The following is an 18109-nucleotide window of genomic DNA, read 5'->3' as shown; positions in this document are numbered from 1 at the left end:
TTTCCCTCCTTGAAAAATAACGTTTCCTTGGGTATTATACCATTTTCTCGGATTTTTTTGTAAAATAAGCAGAAAGATGGTAAAATTTATAGATTATTAGTCTAATTGAATGTATGATAGAATAGACTGTACTAAATAAAAGAATGAGGTGCTAATACGTGCTAAAGCAATTCTCACCAGATAAAATGTTGAATACTCCATTTGGAATAACAGCAGAACAACTTAGGAAAATGGGTAAAACCACGATCTTAACAGATTTAGATAATACGCTGCTCGCATGGGATCAATTAGATGCTACCGATGAAGTAATTAACTGGTTTACGATATTGAAAGAAGAAGGAATCAAGGTAATGATTTTTTCTAACAATAATGAAGAACGAGTTGCTCGCGTGGCAAAAGCAATTGATGTCCCTTATTTAGCTCGGGCAAAAAAACCGCTTGGTGGTAACTTCCGCTGGGCATTAAAAGAAATGGATGCAACGCCAGAAGAAACTGTGATGATTGGGGATCAAATTATGACAGATATATTCGGCGGAAATCGACAAAAATTAACGACCATTTTTGTTCGCCCGGTAAAACAAACAGATGGGATGGCAACAAAATTAAATCGAATGATGGAAAGTGTCATTTTAAAACGATTAGCTAAGAAAAACGAAATCAAGTGGGAGGAATCACTTTGACAGAAGAAATAAGATGTATTGGTTGTGGAGCAATTATTCAAACCGAAGATCCTGACAAGATTGGCTATGCGCCAAAATCATCTTTAAACAATGAACAAGTAATTTGCAAAAGGTGTTTTCGGTTAAAGCATTACAATGAAATACAAGATGTTGCTTTGACAGATGATGATTTTTTACGTATTTTAAACCAAATTAGCTCTAAACAAGCATTAATTGTTTATGTTGTGGATATTTTTGATTTTGATGGAAGTTGGTTACCAGGCCTACCACGTTTTGCTGGAAATAATCCGGTTTTATTAGTGGGAAATAAAGAAGACGTGCTACCAAAATCATTAAAACGTGATAAATTAACACGTTGGATGCGGACACGTGCTAAAGAACAAGGACTATCCGCTACAGATGTTGTACTTGTCAGTGCTGAAAGAGGGCACGGGTTTGATACTTTACTCGAAAAAATTGAGGAACTAAGAAATGGTCAAGATGTTTATGTCGTAGGTTGTACCAACGTTGGAAAATCTACATTGATCAACCGAATTATTAAACAAGCTTCTGGTGAAAACAATGTGATTACTACTTCTCAATTTCCTGGAACGACACTGGATAAAATTGAAATCCCACTGGCGGATGGCAATGTATTAGTAGACACACCAGGAATTATTAATCATCATCAAATGGCTCATTTTATTGATACTACAACGTTAAAAGCTATAACACCGAAAAAAGAAGTTAAACCAGCTGTCTTTCAGTTAAATGAAGAACAAACGCTATTTTTAGGTGCTCTTGCTAGACTAGATTATGTTTCCGGTGGCAGAAAATCACTTGTTGTTTATGTATCAAACAACTTGCCAATTCACCGCACAAAATTAGGAAAAGCAGATGCACTATATGAAAAACAAGCCGGATTAGTACTTCAACCACCGACCGAAGAAGGTATGAAGACACTACCAAAACTAGTTCCTTATACGTTTAATGTGAAAGAAAAAGCGGATATCGTATTTTCAGGACTTGGCTGGGTAACGATTCCAGAAGGTGGCGCAAAAATTACTGCTTGGGTTCCAGAAGGTGTTAGTGCAACTATCCGGACATCACTCGTTTAAATTGAAGGAGGCTTGTCATGTGGAAAAATATGTTGTTATCGGAAATCCTATAAGACACTCTTTATCGCCAGCTATGCAAAATCGGATTTTCCAAGAACTTGGAATGGATGCTGAATATAATTCGGTTTTAATAGAAGAAGACGCTTTTGAAACAGAAATAAAAAAATTAATGGTTTCTGGGATACGTGGATTTAATATTACCACTCCCTTTAAAGAACGTATTTTACCTTTTTTGGACGAGCTTGAGCCTCTTGCAGCTGATTCCGGTGCTGTAAATACGGTACTTCGAAAAGAAGGGAAATGGTACGGTTTCAATACAGATGGCAAAGGCTATTTAGAAGGTTTAGAAGAAATTCGTTCTATCACTGAAAATGATTCGATTTTAATTACTGGAGCAGGTGGTGCAAGTAAAGCTATTTATCTTGCACTCAAAAATCATACAAACGCAAAAATCACCATAGCTAATCGTACTTCGGAAAAAGCGGTTGAAATGACAAAAAATCATGACAATCACTATGCTATGACGCTAGAAGAAGCGGAAAAAAACTTGGCCAATTTTACGATTATTATTCAAACCACATCAATTGGTTTAGAAGCTTCCAAAAATAAAAGTCCTATTTCACTTTCCAACTTAACGAAAGGAACCATTTGTTCTGATATTATTTATAATCCAGCTGAAACAGCATTTTTGAAAGAAGCCAAGAAAAACGGCGCGATTATCCAAAATGGTTTGTCCATGTTTGTTAATCAAGGTGCTTTAGCTTTTGAAATATGGACTGGTGTAAAACCAAAACGATCACTGATGAAAGAAGCAGTACTCGAACAATTAGGAGGAAACTAATGTTAACAGCCACACAAAAACGTTTTTTAAGAAAAGAAGCACATAACATCCAACCAATTTTCCAAGTAGGAAAAGGAAGCGTGTCACCAAACTTAATTATCCAAGTAAAAGAAGCGCTAGAAGCAAGGGAATTAATTAAAATTTCTATTCTGCAAAATTGCGAAGAAGATAAGCAAACTGTTGCGGAAAAAATTAGTAGTCGTACAGGAGCGGATATCGTACAGGTAATTGGCAGAACAATTATTCTATACAAAACATCTGTTAATAAGCAGCAAATCAAGTTACCGTAATTTGGAGGAAATAGGTGATGAAACATAAAGTCGGTATTTTGGGCGGCACATTCGATCCACCACATTTAGCGCACTTACGTATGGCGGAAGAAGCTAAAAAACAATTAGGGCTAGAAAAAGTTCTTTTTCTACCTAATAAAATCCCTCCGCACAAGCAAATTAGCGGAATGGCATCTAGTGAGGCACGATTAGAAATGCTTCAATTAATGATTGAGGATAACGACTATTTTGAAGTGGATCCGCGTGAATTAGGTCGCGTGGGAAAGTCCTATACGTATGATACGATGCGTGATATGATAAGCGAACAGCCTGATACGGATTTCTATTTTATTATCGGTGGCGATATGGTAGAATATTTGCCGAAGTGGTATCATATAGATGACTTAGTAAAAATGGTGACATTTGTTGGGGTTAATCGCCCAAGCTATCAAGCCGAAGTTTCTTGTGAAGTAATCCAGCTTACTATGCCGGAAATGCAGATTTCTTCTACTGAAATTCGTCATGATATCGAAAATGCAGAATTTTTTTTACCAGAAAAAGTATGGTCATATATAAAGGAGCATCAGCTTTATGGAAAGAAATGAAGTGTTAAAAAAAGTAGAAGCAGCTATGCCGAATGAACGTTTCAAACACACGTTAGGCGTAGAAAAAGCAGCTGTAGAACTTGCAGAACATTATCATATGGATGTCGAGAAAGCGAGAATAACCGCTCTACTACATGATTATGCAAAATACTATCGAGATGAGGACGCAATAAAGATTATTGAAAATGAACAGTATGATCCTCGACTACTCAAGTTTCATCGTTCCTTATGGCATGCCCCGGTTGGCGCTTATTTAGCGGAAACGGAATTTGGCATTACAGATAATGAGATATTGGAAGCAATACGACTACACACAACTGGAAGTGCCTCCATGACAGACTTTGATAAGCTAATTTATTTAGCTGATTACACAGAACCTGGTAGAACTTTTCCAGGTGTATATAAGGCGCGCAGACTGGCCCTTAAATCATTGGATGAAGCAATGTTATTTGCCTTATCTAACACAATTACGCATTTGATCAAAAAGAACCAATCAGTATTTCCAGATACACTGGATGCTTATAATTATTTTGTTAATTTAAATTTGGAAGGAGACTATTAATAATTTGAACAGTTATGATACATTAATGCTGACCGCAAAGGCAGCAGATGATAAAAGAGCAGAGGATATTTTAGCGTTAGACATGAAGGGGTTATCAAGTTTTGCCGATTATTTCGTTATCTGTCACGGTAATTCTGACAAACAAGTGCAAGCAATCGCTCGTGAAATTAAAGAAAAAGCATTAGAAAATCAAGTAGATGTAAAACGGTTAGAAGGATTTGATGCAGCACAATGGATTTTAATTGATTTAGGCGATGTGATTATTCACGTGTTCCATAAAGAAGAGCGTTCATACTATAATTTAGAAAAACTATGGGGAGACGCACCGTTAGTAGATGTTTCTGCTGCGTTTGTTTCTTAAATAATTTCAAAATGGGCGGGAATGTTTCTCGCCTGTTTTTTTAAGGAGAAAAAGCTATGAGTTATGAATATTTTCCAGGATTTTATGATCGGTTAATGGATTCAGAGCTATATGATGAATGGGTTCAATTTTCTATGGATTTTATTGGTGATCAGCCACAAGAAATACTTGATTTAGCATGTGGTACAGCTGAATTTGCGATTCGTTTAAGTTTTTTAGGTCATAGGGTGACAGGGATAGATTTTTCCGCAGAAATGGTCGCTGTTGCAAAAGAAAAAGTCGCTGCAGCAGAAATAGAGTTGCCAATTTTTGAGCAAGATATGTCAAAACTTTCTTTAAAGCAAACTTATGATGTCATTACTTGTTTTTGCGATTCGCTTAATTATTTAGAAACAGAAAAGGCGTTAGAAGATACAATTCAAGCTGTGTCAACGCATTTAAAACCAAATGGACTTTTTTTGTTCGATGTTCATTCTCTTTATAAGATAGATAAGGGTTTCAAAGATTATTCATACGGGGACAGTGAAGAAGAAATTTCTACAATTTGGAATTCTTTTCCAGGTGAATTTCCTCATTCAGTGGAGCATGAGCTTACTTTCTTTATTTTAGGTGAAGATGAAACCTACCATCGAGTGGATGAACTTCACAAGGAACGAACTTTTCCAATTGCTACTTATGAAGCACTCTTAAAAAAACATCACTTTACGAAAATGGATGTTTATGCTGATTTCACCCAAGAAAAACCAACCGATACCAGTGAAAGAATATTTTTCGTTGCTAGAAAGTAATTATCCATGATTACTTTCTTTTTTTATGCGCTTTTAGAAATACTCGGCAAAAAGGGATTCTTAAATATACGGCGAATATTATAATTAAGGGAGGTGATATCCATATTGGAATGGCTTAAAAAGTATAAATTTCATGTATTAATTACTGTTCTAGTTATTTGTGCTTGCCTCATTTACTTACTACTGCCAGATGATCAGATAGATGAAGTAACAGAAAATTTGGCAGTTACAGAGGCACCTAACACAGACAAAGATGGGATAAAAGAAGCTAAATACATCTATATTGATATCAAGGGTTCCGTCCGCTCACCTGGCGTTTATGAACTCCCATTAGATGCTAGAGTACAAGATGCAGTCAAAATCGCTGGAGGTCTCACAGACGAAGCAGATATCGCGAAGCTCAATTTAGCCGAAAAACTAAAAGACGAAATGAGCATTTATGTTTATAGGAAGGGAGAACAAGGTTCAGAAACTAACACTACTAATAGCGGACAAACTAATGCCTCAACTGATGGAAAAGTGAATCTCAATACAGCTTCTGCATCTGATTTACAACAAATTCCAGGTATTGGTGAATCAAAAGCAACTGCTATTATTGAATTTCGAGAAAAAGAAGGCTTATTTCAAACTATGAAAGATTTACAAAAGGTAACCGGCATAGGAGAGAAAACAGTAGAAAAATTAAAAGAATATTTGGATGTAAAATAATAAAAGTGGTTGACGAACTTCCTCTTGAACACCTATACTAATATTTATCAAATCATAAGGGAGTTTTTAGTGTGCAAAGAATCGCATGGGATCAGTTTTTTATGGCGCAAAGTCATTTAATATCATCACGAAGCACGTGTACAAGATTAATGGTAGGTGCGACAATTGTTCGAGATAAACGGATTATTGCAGGTGGATACAATGGTTCCATAGCTGGTGGAGATCATTGTGCTGAACATGGTTGTTACGTTGTCGATGGACATTGTATCCGCACAATTCATGCCGAAATGAATGCAATTTTACAATGTGCTAAGTTTGGTGCAACAACAGATAAAGCTGAATTATATGTAACACATTTTCCTTGCCTAGCATGTACTAAATCAATTATTCAGGCTGGAATAAAGAAAGTCTATTTTGCTAAAGATTATAAGAATCATCCATATGCATTAGAACTATTTAACATCGCTGGTGTAGAATTACAAAAAGTGGAATTTGATGAATCTGTTCTTCAAATAAATAATTGGAATGCAGAAAAAATGCGCACTTTAGTAAAAGAAGCAGCAGTTGAAGTAAATATTACCCCAGAAAAAGCAGAACAACTTTATCAAAATATTTCAGAAAAGTTGACTTAAACCGGGAGGGGACGTTATCGAGCGCTATTTGGCTATTGTTATTTTAGCTATTATCTGCACCACTTTTGTCGGCTCTTTCGTTCCCATGTGTATCTGTTTGCTCCTGATTTTTGCTTTTAGAAAGAAATCCAAACTTCTTTTTCTTTTTATCCTCGTCTATCTTTTTACAAGTTGCTTTTTATTTTTAGTTGATAAGATGAATGAATCTTCTCATACTGCAGGAGAATTTAGCGGAAACTGTCAATTAATTAATGATCTAAAAGTCGATGGAGACAGTTTTCAAGCAGTGGTTCGTTGCGAGAAAGAGAAATTCCAATTAACTTATAAAATCCCTACAGAAGAAGAACAAAAGCGTTTGAAAAATCTTGTGTATGGGCAATTTGTATCTATAAATGGTAGCTTAGAAGAACCTTCCGTTAACCGAAATCAAAACCAATTTAATTACAAAGATTACCTTCAGCACAAAAACATGAACTATCTTCTCCAAGCTGCTACGCTTCATGTGTCTAAGCCAACTTCGCCATCCATATTAATGCGCATCCAAAATGTCCGTCTACGTTTAGTTAATCATCTAACGGAGCAAATTTCCTCAGAAATAAATCCTTATTTTCTAGCTCTAATCGCTGGTGATAAAAATGGTTTCGATACAGATATGTATGAGGCATATCAACAAATGGGTGTTGTTCACTTGTTAGCAATCTCAGGGCTTCATGTTAATTTACTTATTGGAGCAATTTACTTTTTATTTCTAAGAGTTGGTATAATTAGAGAGCGAGCCATTTTGTTTCTGCTTATTTTTTTACCATTCTATGTTGTTTTAACAGGGGCAAATGCACCCGTTATTCGAGCAGCCACAATGACTGGCTTACTTTTGCTTTCAGAAAGGATTTCTAGTAGATGGAGTTCATTTTCTGTTATTTGTTTATCGTTTATTTTGTTTTTCTTTTTACAACCTTACATTATATATGAAGTTGGATTTCAACTTTCTTTTGCCGTATCTTTTGGAATTATTTTATCTTCGCGCCAGCTTTTAAGAAGACAGCAGCATCCGCTAGCTAAGTCACTGGCCATTTCCTTTATATCTACTATGATGTCTTCCGTTGTTATGATGTATCATTTCTATTCATTCTCTTGGGTAGGCATTTTCTTTAATTTGCTCTATGTACCAATTTTTGCAATGATTATCTTGCCAGGATGTTTTCTCATTTTTTTATTATCATTAATATCTTCCAAGTTAATCATAATCCCAGAAAAAGCACTTACTATTTTTATTCAAGTAATAGAGAGTTTAACAGATTTGTTAGCAAAAATCCCATATCAAACCATAATAACTGGTAGGCCAACAACAGTTATGTTCGTTCTATTAATTATCACTATACTTCTCTTTTTTTATCGATGGCAAAAGAAATCTTTTCCGATTGGTTTATTTATTGGCTTTTGTTGTCTCTGTTATCTATCAAGTTTCAATTTTACCGGAAAAGTCAGTTTTATTGACGTAGGGCAAGGTGACAGTATTTTAATTCAATTACCTTATAACCAAGGAAACTATTTAATTGACACTGGTGGACAGTTACCATTTTCCAAAGAATCATGGGCGATAAAGAAGAAGCCTTATACTGTTGGAGGGAGTACGCTAACACCAGTATTAAAATCTAAAGGAATTCGCACACTAGATAAGGTAATAATTACACATAGTGATGCGGATCATATGGAAGGTTTAGATGACTTACAAAAAAATATCACGATTAAAGAACTGATTTTTGCTAAAGGTGCAGAAAATAAAACGATAATGAAACAAACACTTAAAGTGATGCCAGAAGTAAAGCGAACAATCATTTTAGCAGGAGCTAAGTGGCAAGTTGGTAATAGTACTTTTGAATGCTTATATCCAGAGCAATCAGGCAATGGAGGCAATGATGATTCTATTGTATTAAAAGCAAATTTGGACAATAAAATATGGCTTTTTACAGGAGATTTAGAATCGAGTGGGGAACGAGCAATTTTAGATAAGCCAATCCAAGCAGATATTTTAAAAGTTGGTCATCATGGCAGTAAAACCTCCAGCTCAAAAGAATTCATCCAAAAAGTGACACCAAAATTTGCCATCATTTCATGTGGAGTCGAAAATCAATTTGGACATCCTCATGAAGAAACAATAAAAACATTAGAGGATAGAAATGTCACTATTATAAGAACAGATCTGAGCGGTGAAATCAACTATACGTTTGGAGCAGGGTTTCGAACCACATTTAAATAAAACTTGCTATCTCTTATTTCATGTTTTACCATAGAGAAAGAGAAATAAGAATGAAGTGAGGCGAAATAGATGCTACCAGAATGGAAACAGATTCGTTCAAAGAAAATCAGCCCAGTATATTTAATCATTGGTACAGAAGATTATATTATTAACGAAACAAAACAACTTTTAATAGATAATATTTTAGCCGGGGAAGAAGTAGAATTTAATTATGCAAATCTTGATTTAGAAGAAATACCAATAGAAGCAATTGTGCAAGAAGCGGAAAGTATGCCGTTTTTTGGTGACAAACGCTTAGTAATGGCAAACAACCCGATTTTTTTAACATCAGAAAAAAGCAAAAATAAAGTGGAACACGACACAGTTAAACTAGAAGCATATCTAAATGAACCAGTTGACTATTCAGTGCTATGCTTTGTGGCACATGTCGAGAAGTTGGATGAGCGAAAAAAACTCACTAAACTCCTCAAAAAAACGGCTACGATAATTGAAGCAAAAAGACCTAATGAAAGTGAACTAAAGAAGTGGATTGGCACTAAATTAAGTGAGAACAATATGCAAATGTCCCAAGCGGCAATTACGCGGCTTACTGAATTAACAAGTGGTCAACTTACAACCGCGATGAATGAATTGCAAAAATTAATGCTATATTGCTTTGAAACGAAAGAAATCACGATTCAAGATGTAGAATCTTTAGTTGTTCGATCATTAGAACAAAATATTTTCTTGTTACTAGACAAAATGATTGCGATGGATATTGCTGGTGCACTTCGAATTTATTATGATTTATTAAAACAAAAAGAAGAGCCTATCAAAATTCTAGCATTAATTTCTAGTCAGTTTAGACTATTAAACCAATTAAAATTACTAGAACAGCAAGGGTATTCACAGCAACAAGCTGTCACCAAGCTGAAAGTGCATCCATTTCGAATTAAACTAGCTTCTAAACAAGCGAAGAACTTTTCAGAAAGCCAACTAAATCAAGCATTAAAACGATTAGCTGAAATAGATTATGAAATGAAAACTGGTTTTGGCGATAAAGAACAAAAACTAGAGTGGTTTTTGTTTGAATTACAAGACAATCGACAAAAGACGGTATGAAAATAAGCTTTGTTTAATGCAGACAAAGCTTATTTAAAAAATAAAAAACACCACACAAGGTGTGATGTTTTATACCGGAATCGGTATTATTTAGCTAATTTAGCAGCTAAGCGAGATTTGTTGCGAGCAGCATTATTTTTATGAATCAATCCTTTGCTCACAGCGCTATCTAATTTTTTTGATGCTTCTACGTAAAGATCTTTCGCGTTGTCCGCGTTGTTTGCAGCTGCTTCATCAAATTTCTTGATAGCAGTACGCATTGCAGAACGTTGAGATGCATTACGGCTGTTACGAGTTTCAGCAGTTTTTACACGTTTAATTGCAGATTTAATATTTGGCATTCCATTCACCTCCGTCCAAACTAATGAGGTAGTATTTATTTCATATAACATACCTTTTTAAATTATATCAGAACAAATGCTATTATACCGAAATCACAGCAATATTGCAATAATACTTTCCATTTTATTTTAAATTTATCTGTAAACAATAAAGAAGTCATTGAATGTTAAGCGTTCTACTGATATAATCAAGGATAGCTTGCCATCGGATTTATGCGATGAGTTCTAATCAGGAGCTGGGGAAATGAACAAAGAAGAAATGAATGCAAGACAAAAGAAAATTAGAAACTTTTCGATTATCGCGCATATAGATCATGGTAAATCTACACTCGCCGATCGGATTCTAGAAAAAACTGGTGCTTTAACGCATCGTGAAATGAAAAATCAGCTACTAGATTCGATGGATTTAGAACGTGAACGCGGGATAACCATTAAATTAAATGCTGTACAACTAAAATATAAAGCAAAAGACGGAGAAACATATATTTTTCATCTGATTGATACACCAGGGCATGTCGATTTTACGTATGAAGTATCTCGAAGTTTAGCTGCTTGTGAAGGTGCTATTCTTGTTGTAGATGCTGCACAAGGTATTGAAGCGCAGACACTCGCAAATGTTTATTTAGCACTAGACAACGACTTAGAGATTTTACCAGTCATTAATAAGATTGATTTACCTGCCGCAGATCCAGAAAGAGTCCGTGAAGAAATTGAAGACGTGATTGGTCTTGACGCATCTGACGCTGTTCTTGCATCCGCAAAATCAGGAATCGGAATTGAAGATATTCTCGAACAAATCGTTGAAAAAGTTCCAGAACCAACTGGAGATGTTACTAAACCACTAAAAGCACTTATTTTTGACTCTGTGTTCGATGCCTATCGTGGGGTTATTGCGAACATTCGAATTATGGATGGTGTCGTAAAAGCTGGCGACAGAATCAAAATGATGTCCAATGGGAAAGAATTTGAAGTGACAGAAGTAGGCGTATTCTCGCCAAAAGCCACGCCACAAGATGAATTACTTGTTGGGGATGTTGGTTACTTAACCGCTGCAATTAAAAACGTAGGAGATACGCGTGTTGGTGATACCATTACTCTCGCTAATAATCCTGCAGAAGAAGCATTAGATGGTTACCGTAAGCTCAATCCAATGGTTTATTGTGGACTGTATCCAATTGATTCATCTAAATACAATGATCTTCGTGATGCACTTGAAAAACTAGAATTGAATGACTCGGCTTTACAATTTGAAGCAGAGACTTCTCAAGCTTTAGGATTTGGGTTCCGTTGTGGTTTCTTAGGATTACTACATATGGAAATCATCCAAGAACGAATCGAACGCGAATTTAATATCGATTTAATTACAACTGCGCCTAGTGTTATTTATCACGTGAATCTAACAGATGGATCGAATATCATTGTCGATAACCCAGCTGAAATGCCTGAACCAGGCGTAATCGAAAGCGTGGAAGAACCATATGTAAAAGCAACTGTAATGGTACCTAATGATTATGTTGGTGCAGTTATGGAACTTGCGCAAAACAAACGCGGGAATTTTATTACGATGGAATATTTAGATGACATTCGGGTAAGTATTGTTTATGAAATCCCGTTATCCGAAATTGTTTATGACTTTTTCGATCAATTAAAATCCTCTACCAAAGGGTATGCTTCCTTTGATTATGAGTTAATTGGCTATAAAGCTTCGAAACTTGTAAAAATGGATATTCTTCTAAATGCTGAAAAAGTCGATGCATTAAGCTTTATCGTTCATCGTGATTTTGCCTACGAACGTGGGAAAATCATCGTAGAAAAATTAAAAGAACTTATCCCAAGACAACAGTTTGAAGTTCCTATTCAAGCAGCAATTGCAACCAAAATAGTTTCTCGTTCCACTATCAAAGCACTCCGAAAAAACGTACTTGCGAAATGTTATGGTGGGGATGTATCGCGTAAACGAAAACTGCTTGAAAAACAAAAAGAAGGTAAAAAACGAATGAAACAAATCGGATCTGTGGAAGTTCCACAAGAAGCCTTCATGGCAATCTTGAAAATGGATGAAACAAAATAATGAATCTAAAAAGGGTTGTATCTCGAGTTTAATTTCTCAAGATACAACCCTTTTTTAATTTGGATTTAATAAAGAGTTGCTTTTCTTTTCCATACTTACATATGGAAGGGATTACTCGGATTTTAACAGTTGCCAAAAAGGGGAACATAAAACGGTTGGTGATGACATCTAATTTTGGTGCGGTTGGTTTTAGTACTATGGATAAGATGACAATAACGACCGAGGAAAATAGGAAAGGTTTATCTGCATATGAAAAATCTAAACTTCTAGTTGAAAAAGCAGCATGGCAATTTATGGAAGGAGAAACAGGATTAGAATTTGTGACGATTAATCCAGTAGCTATTTTTGGACTTGCTCAAAGTAATCATGTATCTGGAAGCGTTAACTGATTAACAGGTTTATTAAATGAATCAATGAAACTCGTCATTGATATTCCACTCAATGTGGTTGACCTGCATATTTGCGCAATAACTACTCCTGAAGCAAATGAAGATAGATTTATCGCATCTGCTGACGGAGTAATTTCGATGGCAGACATTGCAGAATTACTCCGCCAAAAACGACCAAATCTTATCGCAAAAATGCCTAAGAAAGCATTACCAAATTTCGCAATTAAAGTAGTGGCGCTCTTTAACAAGTAGGCGAAATAAGGGGAATTTCTTCTCCATATGAACCGTCATGTTAACAATTCAAAAGCAAAAGAAGTATTAGGCTGGACACAGATTGCAATAAAAGAAGAGAGCGTTCTTGCTGCGAGCGATAGTTTGGTAAAGTATGGTTTGTTAGATTAAAAGCATAATCCTACACATAAGTAGATGAAAATATGTTAAACTGTCTAGTGGACATCCGAGCTGTTTTTCAGATAAAAATGTACGGATTATGACTTTAAAGGAATTGATAAAAATGATAAACGAAAACCAATCAAGTAATAGTTCATCAGCAATATATATTCACATTCCTTTCTGTGAACATATTTGCTATTACTGTGACTTTAATAAAGTATTTCTCGAAGGACAACCTGTCGATGAATATGTTGATTTACTTATAAAAGAAATGAAGTTAACTGTAAATAAAACAGGCACTGAACCAGTAGACACCGTTTTTGTTGGTGGGGGGACACCTACTACATTAAACGAAGCACAAATTGCCAAACTTTGTACAGCGGTTCAAGAAATTTTCCCATTAAAGAAAGAGGCAGAATTCTCCTTTGAAGCAAATCCAGGAGACCTTTCGATTAGTAAATTGCAAACGATGAAAGATTATGGTGTTAATCGAATCAGCATGGGAGTACAAAGCTTTAATAATGACTTACTCAAAAAAATCGGCCGGATTCACACGGTCAAAGATGTGTATCAATCCGTAGAAAATATGAGAACAGTAGGATTTGAAAATGTCAGCATTGATTTGATTTTTAGTTTACCAGGACAAACCGAAGCTGATTTCAAAGATACTTTGAGTCAAGCTTTGACCTTGAATTTGCCACATTATTCCGCTTATTCACTTATTATTGAACCAAAAACAATTTTTTACAATTTGATGCAAAAAGGAAAACTTTTTCTTCCCGGGCAAGACGCGGAAGCAAATATGTATGATTTACTCTTGAATGAAATGGAAAAGCATGGTCGTAAGCAATATGAAATAAGTAATTTTGCCAAAGAAGGATATGAGAGTAAACATAATATGACTTATTGGAGTAATGAGCGTTATTACGGATTCGGAGCCGGAGCGCATGGATACATTGGAAACACTCGTTACAGTAACTTTGGTCCGATTAAAAAATATATGGAACCGCTACAAGAAAATAAATTACCAGTTTTTCAACAAAAAGAATTAACATTGAAAGAAAAGATGGAAGAAGAAATGTTTTTAGGCCTTAGAAAAGTAAACGGTGTCGACAAAACGGCTTTTCGACAAAAATTTGGCCAAGATTTAGAGGCTGCTTTTTCAAAAGCAATTCAAAAAACAACAGCAAAAGGGTGGCTAGAAAATAACGGGGAAAATGTGGCACTTACGAGAAATGGACGATTTTTAGGGAATAATGTTTTCCAAGAATTTCTGTAAAAACGCATCATCTGACCATTTTTGACCAAACAATCCTACTTTAGTCTGAAATTGAGTGTTTTCGGTTGACTAAGCTAGAATTGTTTGGTAAATTTATACTTGTATTTAGCACTTGACGTTATTGAGTGCTAAAAGAGGTGATAGATATGTTAACAGAAAGACAACTTTTTATTTTCCGTGCCATCATCGATCATTTCACTTGGACTATTCAGCCAGTTGGTTCGAAAAATTTGCTGAAAGAGAAGTCGTTACCATACAGCTCAGCGACTATCCGAAACGAGATGGGTGTTTTAGAAGAATATGGTTTTATTGAAAAAACACATTCTTCCTCAGGACGTGTCCCCTCAGAAAAAGGTTATCGCTTTTATGTCGATTATCTACTCAAGCCTAAAAAGCTAGATAAATCTGACAGGCAAATGATTCGTTCTTTTTTTTCGGAAAACTATTACGAGATGGAAGGGCTTATCCAAAATTCAGCATCGATGTTATCCGATTTAACTAATTACACGTCCATTTTACTTGGCCCTGAAGCGACGAAAAATCATTTAAGCGGCTTTAGATTTGTACCAATAAATCAATTTCAAGCAATGCTCATTTTAATAACTGATCAAGGACATGTTGATAACCATCTCGTTACAATACCTGAGGGCACGACGCTATCAGATATTGAACGTATGGTAAACATCTTAAATGAACGATTGGTTGGGCTTTCGCTGGATGATTTAAAAGTACAAATACCAATGGAAGTGAAAGAATTACTTGAAAAACACGTAAGAAACTATGAAAGTTTTATGCATGTTTTTTCCGATTCTTTCGCACAAGCAAGTCAACAAAAAGTGTATATTGGTGGGAAAACAAATATTTTCAATCAACCAGAATTTCATGACATTAATAAAGTCCGTGAGATGCTGCGTTTGATGGAAGAAGAACAAGATGTTTATGAGCTATTCAGAGATATTCCAGATGGCTTACAAGTGAAGATTGGCCGAGAAAACAATAATAGTCTAATGGAAGATTGTAGTATCATTACCGCAACTTACAATATTGCTGGGGAGCGTGTCGGTGGCATTGTCCTCCTTGGTCCGACTAGAATGGAATACAGTCGGATGATGGGATTAGTTGATGTAATGAGCAGAGATTTAACCGATGTGTTAACGAAACTTTATCGTGATAACCAAAAATAGGAAGGCTGAAAAAGCAAACGTTTTTTCAGGAGGTGGCAATCGTGTCTGAGAAAAAAAATAAAAAAGAAAAACTAGCTGACGAAATCGAACAAGAAGAATTAGATGTTTTAACAGAATCAGATGACTCAGCTGAAGAAGTAGAGGAAGAGAATTCTTTAACCGAAGATCAAGCGAAAATTTTGGAACTTGAGAACAAACTTGATGAGATGGAGAATCGTTATCTGCGAACGCAAGCAGATTTTGATAATGTCAAAAAAAGACATACAGCTGAACTTGATGCTAAGCAAAAGTATCGTTCACAAAGTTTAGCGCAAGATTTACTTCCAGCTCTAGACAGTTTTGAAAAAGCACTTGCAACAAAAGCGGAACAAGAAGAAGTCAAGCAGATTTTAAAAGGAATGGAAATGGTTTACAACCAAATTCTTGTTGCTTTTGAAAAAGAAGGTATCGAAGTAATTCCAGCTGTTGGAGAGCAATTTGACCCGAATCTCCATCAAGCAGTTATGCAAGATAGCGATGAAAGTGCAGCAAGCAATGAAATTACGGCTGAGCTTCAAAAAGGTTACAAATTAAAAGATCGCGTTATTCGCCCGTCCATGGTAAAAGTAAATCAATAAAAAATAATAACTTAATTCACAGGAGGAAATAACAATGAGTAAAATTATCGGAATTGACTTAGGAACAACAAACTCTGCAGTCGCAGTATTAGAAGGCGGAGAAGCAAAAATTATCCCTAATCCAGAAGGCGCACGTACAACACCTTCTGTTGTTGGCTTTAAAAATGGCGAACGTCAAGTAGGGGAAGTAGCGAAACGTGCTGCTATTACAAACCCAAATACTATTAGTTCCATTAAACGCCACATGGGTACTAACTACAAAGAAACAATCGAAGGAAAAGACTATTCTCCACAAGAAATTAGTGCGATTATTCTTCAATATCTAAAAAGCTATGCAGAAGATTATCTTGGTGAAACAGTAGACAAAGCGGTTATCACTGTTCCTGCATACTTCAACGATGCACAACGTCAAGCAACAAAAGACGCTGGTAAAATCGCTGGCTTAGAAGTAGAACGTATTATTAACGAACCTACAGCAGCAGCACTTGCTTATGGTATGGATAAAACAGAAACAGACCAAACAATCCTTGTATTCGACCTTGGTGGCGGTACATTTGACGTATCTATCTTAGAATTAGGCGACGGCGTATTTGAAGTACATTCTACTGCCGGCGATAATGAATTAGGTGGAGATGACTTCGATAAAAAAATCATTGACTACCTAGTTGCTGAATTTAAAAAAGACAATGGTATTGATTTAAGCCAAGACAAAATGGCGCTTCAACGTTTAAAAGATGCTGCTGAAAAAGCGAAAAAAGATCTTTCTGGCGTAACAAGCACACAAATTTCCCTACCATTTATTACAGCAGGAGAAGCTGGACCACTTCACTTAGAAGTTACGCTTACTCGTGCGAAATTTGATGAACTAACACATGATTTAGTGGAACGTACAATCGCTCCTACTCGTCAAGCTTTAAAAGATGCTAACCTTTCTGCTAGCGATATTGACCAAGTTATCTTAGTTGGTGGATCTACTCGTATTCCAGCAGTTCAAGAAACAATTAAAAAAGAATTAGGCAAAGAACCACATAAAGGTGTAAATCCAGATGAAGTTGTAGCAATGGGTGCTGCAATTCAAGGTGGTGTTATCACTGGTGATGTGAAAGACGTTGTACTACTTGACGTTACTCCACTTTCCCTTGGTATCGAAACAATGGGTGGCGTGATGACTACACTAATCGAACGCAATACAACTATTCCAACTTCTAAATCACAAACATTCTCTACGGCAGCTGATAACCAACCAGCAGTAGATATCCATGTGCTTCAAGGTGAACGTCCAATGGCAAAAGACAATAAAACATTAGGTCGTTTCCAATTAGCAGACATTCCAGCAGCACCACGCGGAATTCCTCAAATCGAAGTATCCTTTGATATCGACAAAAATGGTATCGTAACCGTTCGCGCGAAAGATCTTGGAACTGGTAAAGAACAAAATATCGTGATTAAATCTTCTTCAGGTTTAACAGATGAAGAAATCGAAAAAATGGTTCAAGATGCAGAAGCTAACGCAGAAGAAGATAAAAAGAACAAAGAAAACGCTGAACTTCGCAACAATGCTGACCAATTAGTATTCACTGTTGATAAAACATTGAAAGAATTAGAAGGCAAAGTAGACGAAGATGAAGTGAAAAAAGCAGAAGCTGCACGTGATGAATTACAAGAAGCGCTTAAAGGTGAAGATTTCGAAGCAATCAAAGAAAAAACAGATAGCTTAAACGAAATCGTTCAAAACTTATCCGTTAAATTATATGAACAAGCTGCCGCAGAACAACAAGCAGCTGCTGGCGAAGATGGTCAAGAAGCTCCTAAAAATGACGATGTAGTGGATGCGGAATTTGAAGAAGTAAATGACGACGATAAAGAAAGCAAATAATCTTTTAAAAAAGCTAGTTAAAGAGTCAAAGTCTACTGTGGCTTTGGCTTTTTATCTG

At 35.8% G+C, this 18109-nt stretch carries 18 protein-coding genes and 1 pseudogene; 18 read left to right on the top strand and 1 reads right to left on the bottom strand.

Features of this window, described 5'->3' with window-relative positions; genetic code table 11:
- The first annotated feature begins 158 nt into the window (after positions 1 to 158).
- From CKV67_RS07440 to holA, 12 genes are all read left to right on the top strand, one after another.
- Positions 159 to 680, top strand: a complete 522-nt coding sequence (locus tag CKV67_RS07440; protein ID WP_014092859.1) for a YqeG family HAD IIIA-type phosphatase — start codon at positions 159 to 161, stop codon at positions 678 to 680.
- The gene (gene yqeH / locus CKV67_RS07435; protein WP_014092858.1) at positions 677 to 1777 is read left to right on the top strand and encodes a ribosome biogenesis GTPase YqeH; all 1101 of its coding nucleotides are present in this window, start codon (positions 677 to 679) and stop codon (positions 1775 to 1777) included. The genes CKV67_RS07440 and yqeH overlap by 4 nt, the downstream gene beginning before the upstream one ends.
- A 19-nt stretch (positions 1778 to 1796) precedes the next feature.
- Entirely contained in the window at positions 1797 to 2618 is an 822-nt protein-coding gene (gene aroE, locus CKV67_RS07430) for a shikimate dehydrogenase (RefSeq protein WP_014092857.1), read from the top strand.
- Positions 2618 to 2908 carry a ribosome assembly RNA-binding protein YhbY gene (gene yhbY / locus CKV67_RS07425; protein ID WP_014092856.1) on the top strand — a complete coding sequence of 97 codons (291 nt, stop codon included), beginning with the start codon at positions 2618 to 2620 and terminating at the stop codon, positions 2906 to 2908. The genes aroE and yhbY overlap by 1 nt, the downstream gene beginning before the upstream one ends.
- A gap of 17 nt (positions 2909 to 2925) precedes the next feature.
- The gene (locus CKV67_RS07420; protein ID WP_014092855.1) at positions 2926 to 3492 is read left to right on the top strand and encodes a nicotinate-nucleotide adenylyltransferase; all 567 of its coding nucleotides are present in this window, start codon (positions 2926 to 2928) and stop codon (positions 3490 to 3492) included.
- Positions 3479 to 4054, top strand: a complete 576-nt coding sequence (gene yqeK, locus CKV67_RS07415; protein WP_014092854.1) for a bis(5'-nucleosyl)-tetraphosphatase (symmetrical) YqeK — start codon at positions 3479 to 3481, stop codon at positions 4052 to 4054. The genes CKV67_RS07420 and yqeK overlap by 14 nt, the downstream gene beginning before the upstream one ends.
- Before the next feature lie 4 nt (positions 4055 to 4058).
- Complete coding sequence (gene rsfS / locus CKV67_RS07410) at positions 4059 to 4415, top strand: ribosome silencing factor (protein WP_003719780.1); 357 nt, start codon at positions 4059 to 4061, stop codon at positions 4413 to 4415.
- A 56-nt stretch (positions 4416 to 4471) separates the two neighbouring features.
- Positions 4472 to 5203 (top strand): class I SAM-dependent DNA methyltransferase, encoded by a 732-nt coding sequence (locus tag CKV67_RS07405; protein WP_014092853.1) that lies wholly within the window; start codon positions 4472 to 4474, stop codon positions 5201 to 5203.
- A 102-nt stretch (positions 5204 to 5305) separates the two neighbouring features.
- Positions 5306 to 5911: a helix-hairpin-helix domain-containing protein gene (locus CKV67_RS07400; protein WP_025279944.1), complete on the top strand. Its 606-nt coding sequence runs from the start codon at positions 5306 to 5308 to the stop codon at positions 5909 to 5911.
- 71 nt (positions 5912 to 5982) lie between these two features.
- Entirely contained in the window at positions 5983 to 6543 is a 561-nt protein-coding gene (locus tag CKV67_RS07395; protein WP_014092851.1) for a ComE operon protein 2, read from the top strand.
- A gap of 34 nt (positions 6544 to 6577) precedes the next feature.
- On the top strand, positions 6578 to 8800 hold the full coding sequence (locus CKV67_RS07390) for a DNA internalization-related competence protein ComEC/Rec2 (RefSeq protein WP_309147460.1): 2223 nt from the start codon (positions 6578 to 6580) through the stop codon (positions 8798 to 8800).
- 69 nt (positions 8801 to 8869) lie between these two features.
- Positions 8870 to 9901, top strand: coding sequence for a DNA polymerase III subunit delta (gene holA, locus CKV67_RS07385; protein ID WP_025279942.1), 1032 nt, complete (start codon positions 8870 to 8872; stop codon positions 9899 to 9901).
- A gap of 86 nt (positions 9902 to 9987) precedes the next feature.
- Here the strand turns inward: holA and rpsT are convergent, their stop codons facing one another.
- The gene (gene rpsT / locus CKV67_RS07380; protein WP_003726526.1) at positions 9988 to 10242 is read right to left on the bottom strand and encodes a 30S ribosomal protein S20; all 255 of its coding nucleotides are present in this window, start codon (positions 10240 to 10242) and stop codon (positions 9988 to 9990) included.
- A 244-nt stretch (positions 10243 to 10486) separates the two neighbouring features.
- On the opposite strand from rpsT, the gene lepA reads away from it, so the two are divergent.
- The 6 genes and pseudogenes from lepA to dnaK all read left to right on the top strand — a co-directional run bounded on the left by lepA (position 10487) and on the right by dnaK (position 18051).
- Positions 10487 to 12313, top strand: coding sequence for a translation elongation factor 4 (lepA, locus tag CKV67_RS07375; RefSeq protein ID WP_014092849.1), 1827 nt, complete (start codon positions 10487 to 10489; stop codon positions 12311 to 12313).
- A 101-nt stretch (positions 12314 to 12414) separates the two neighbouring features.
- Positions 12415 to 13104 (top strand): annotated as a pseudogene (locus CKV67_RS14795) (Rossmann-fold NAD(P)-binding domain-containing protein); the annotation flags it as partial.
- Positions 13105 to 13216: 112 nt separating this feature from the next.
- Positions 13217 to 14374, top strand: a complete 1158-nt coding sequence (gene hemW / locus CKV67_RS07360) for a radical SAM family heme chaperone HemW (RefSeq protein ID WP_014092848.1) — start codon at positions 13217 to 13219, stop codon at positions 14372 to 14374.
- A gap of 146 nt (positions 14375 to 14520) precedes the next feature.
- Positions 14521 to 15558, top strand: a complete 1038-nt coding sequence (gene hrcA / locus CKV67_RS07355; protein WP_025279939.1) for a heat-inducible transcriptional repressor HrcA — start codon at positions 14521 to 14523, stop codon at positions 15556 to 15558.
- Between the two features lie 41 nt (positions 15559 to 15599).
- Positions 15600 to 16175: a nucleotide exchange factor GrpE gene (gene grpE / locus CKV67_RS07350; protein WP_014092846.1), complete on the top strand. Its 576-nt coding sequence runs from the start codon at positions 15600 to 15602 to the stop codon at positions 16173 to 16175.
- A 34-nt stretch (positions 16176 to 16209) separates the two neighbouring features.
- The gene (gene dnaK, locus CKV67_RS07345) at positions 16210 to 18051 is read left to right on the top strand and encodes a molecular chaperone DnaK (protein ID WP_014092845.1); all 1842 of its coding nucleotides are present in this window, start codon (positions 16210 to 16212) and stop codon (positions 18049 to 18051) included.
- Positions 18052 to 18109: the final 58 nt, after the last annotated feature.

It is taken from the genome of Listeria ivanovii subsp. ivanovii (assembly GCF_900187025.1).
GTDB classification, from domain to species: domain Bacteria; phylum Bacillota; class Bacilli; order Lactobacillales; family Listeriaceae; genus Listeria; species Listeria ivanovii.
This window is presented reverse-complemented; position numbering and strand designations above follow the sequence as displayed.

Coding starts and splice junctions, on each gene's coding strand:
- yhbY (WP_014092856.1), top strand. CDS start 2,618: ATGTTAACAGCCACACAAAAACGTTTTTTAAGAAAAGAAGCACATAAC.
- dnaK (WP_014092845.1), top strand. CDS start 16,210: ATGAGTAAAATTATCGGAATTGACTTAGGAACAACAAACTCTGCAGTC.
- lepA (WP_014092849.1), top strand. CDS start 10,487: ATGAACAAAGAAGAAATGAATGCAAGACAAAAGAAAATTAGAAACTTT.
- rpsT (WP_003726526.1), bottom strand. CDS start 10,242: ATGCCAAATATTAAATCTGCAATTAAACGTGTAAAAACTGCTGAAACT.
- CKV67_RS07405 (WP_014092853.1), top strand. CDS start 4,472: ATGAGTTATGAATATTTTCCAGGATTTTATGATCGGTTAATGGATTCA.
- hrcA (WP_025279939.1), top strand. CDS start 14,521: ATGTTAACAGAAAGACAACTTTTTATTTTCCGTGCCATCATCGATCAT.
- yqeK (WP_014092854.1), top strand. CDS start 3,479: ATGGAAAGAAATGAAGTGTTAAAAAAAGTAGAAGCAGCTATGCCGAAT.
- CKV67_RS07420 (WP_014092855.1), top strand. CDS start 2,926: ATGAAACATAAAGTCGGTATTTTGGGCGGCACATTCGATCCACCACAT.
- holA (WP_025279942.1), top strand. CDS start 8,870: ATGCTACCAGAATGGAAACAGATTCGTTCAAAGAAAATCAGCCCAGTA.
- hemW (WP_014092848.1), top strand. CDS start 13,217: ATGATAAACGAAAACCAATCAAGTAATAGTTCATCAGCAATATATATT.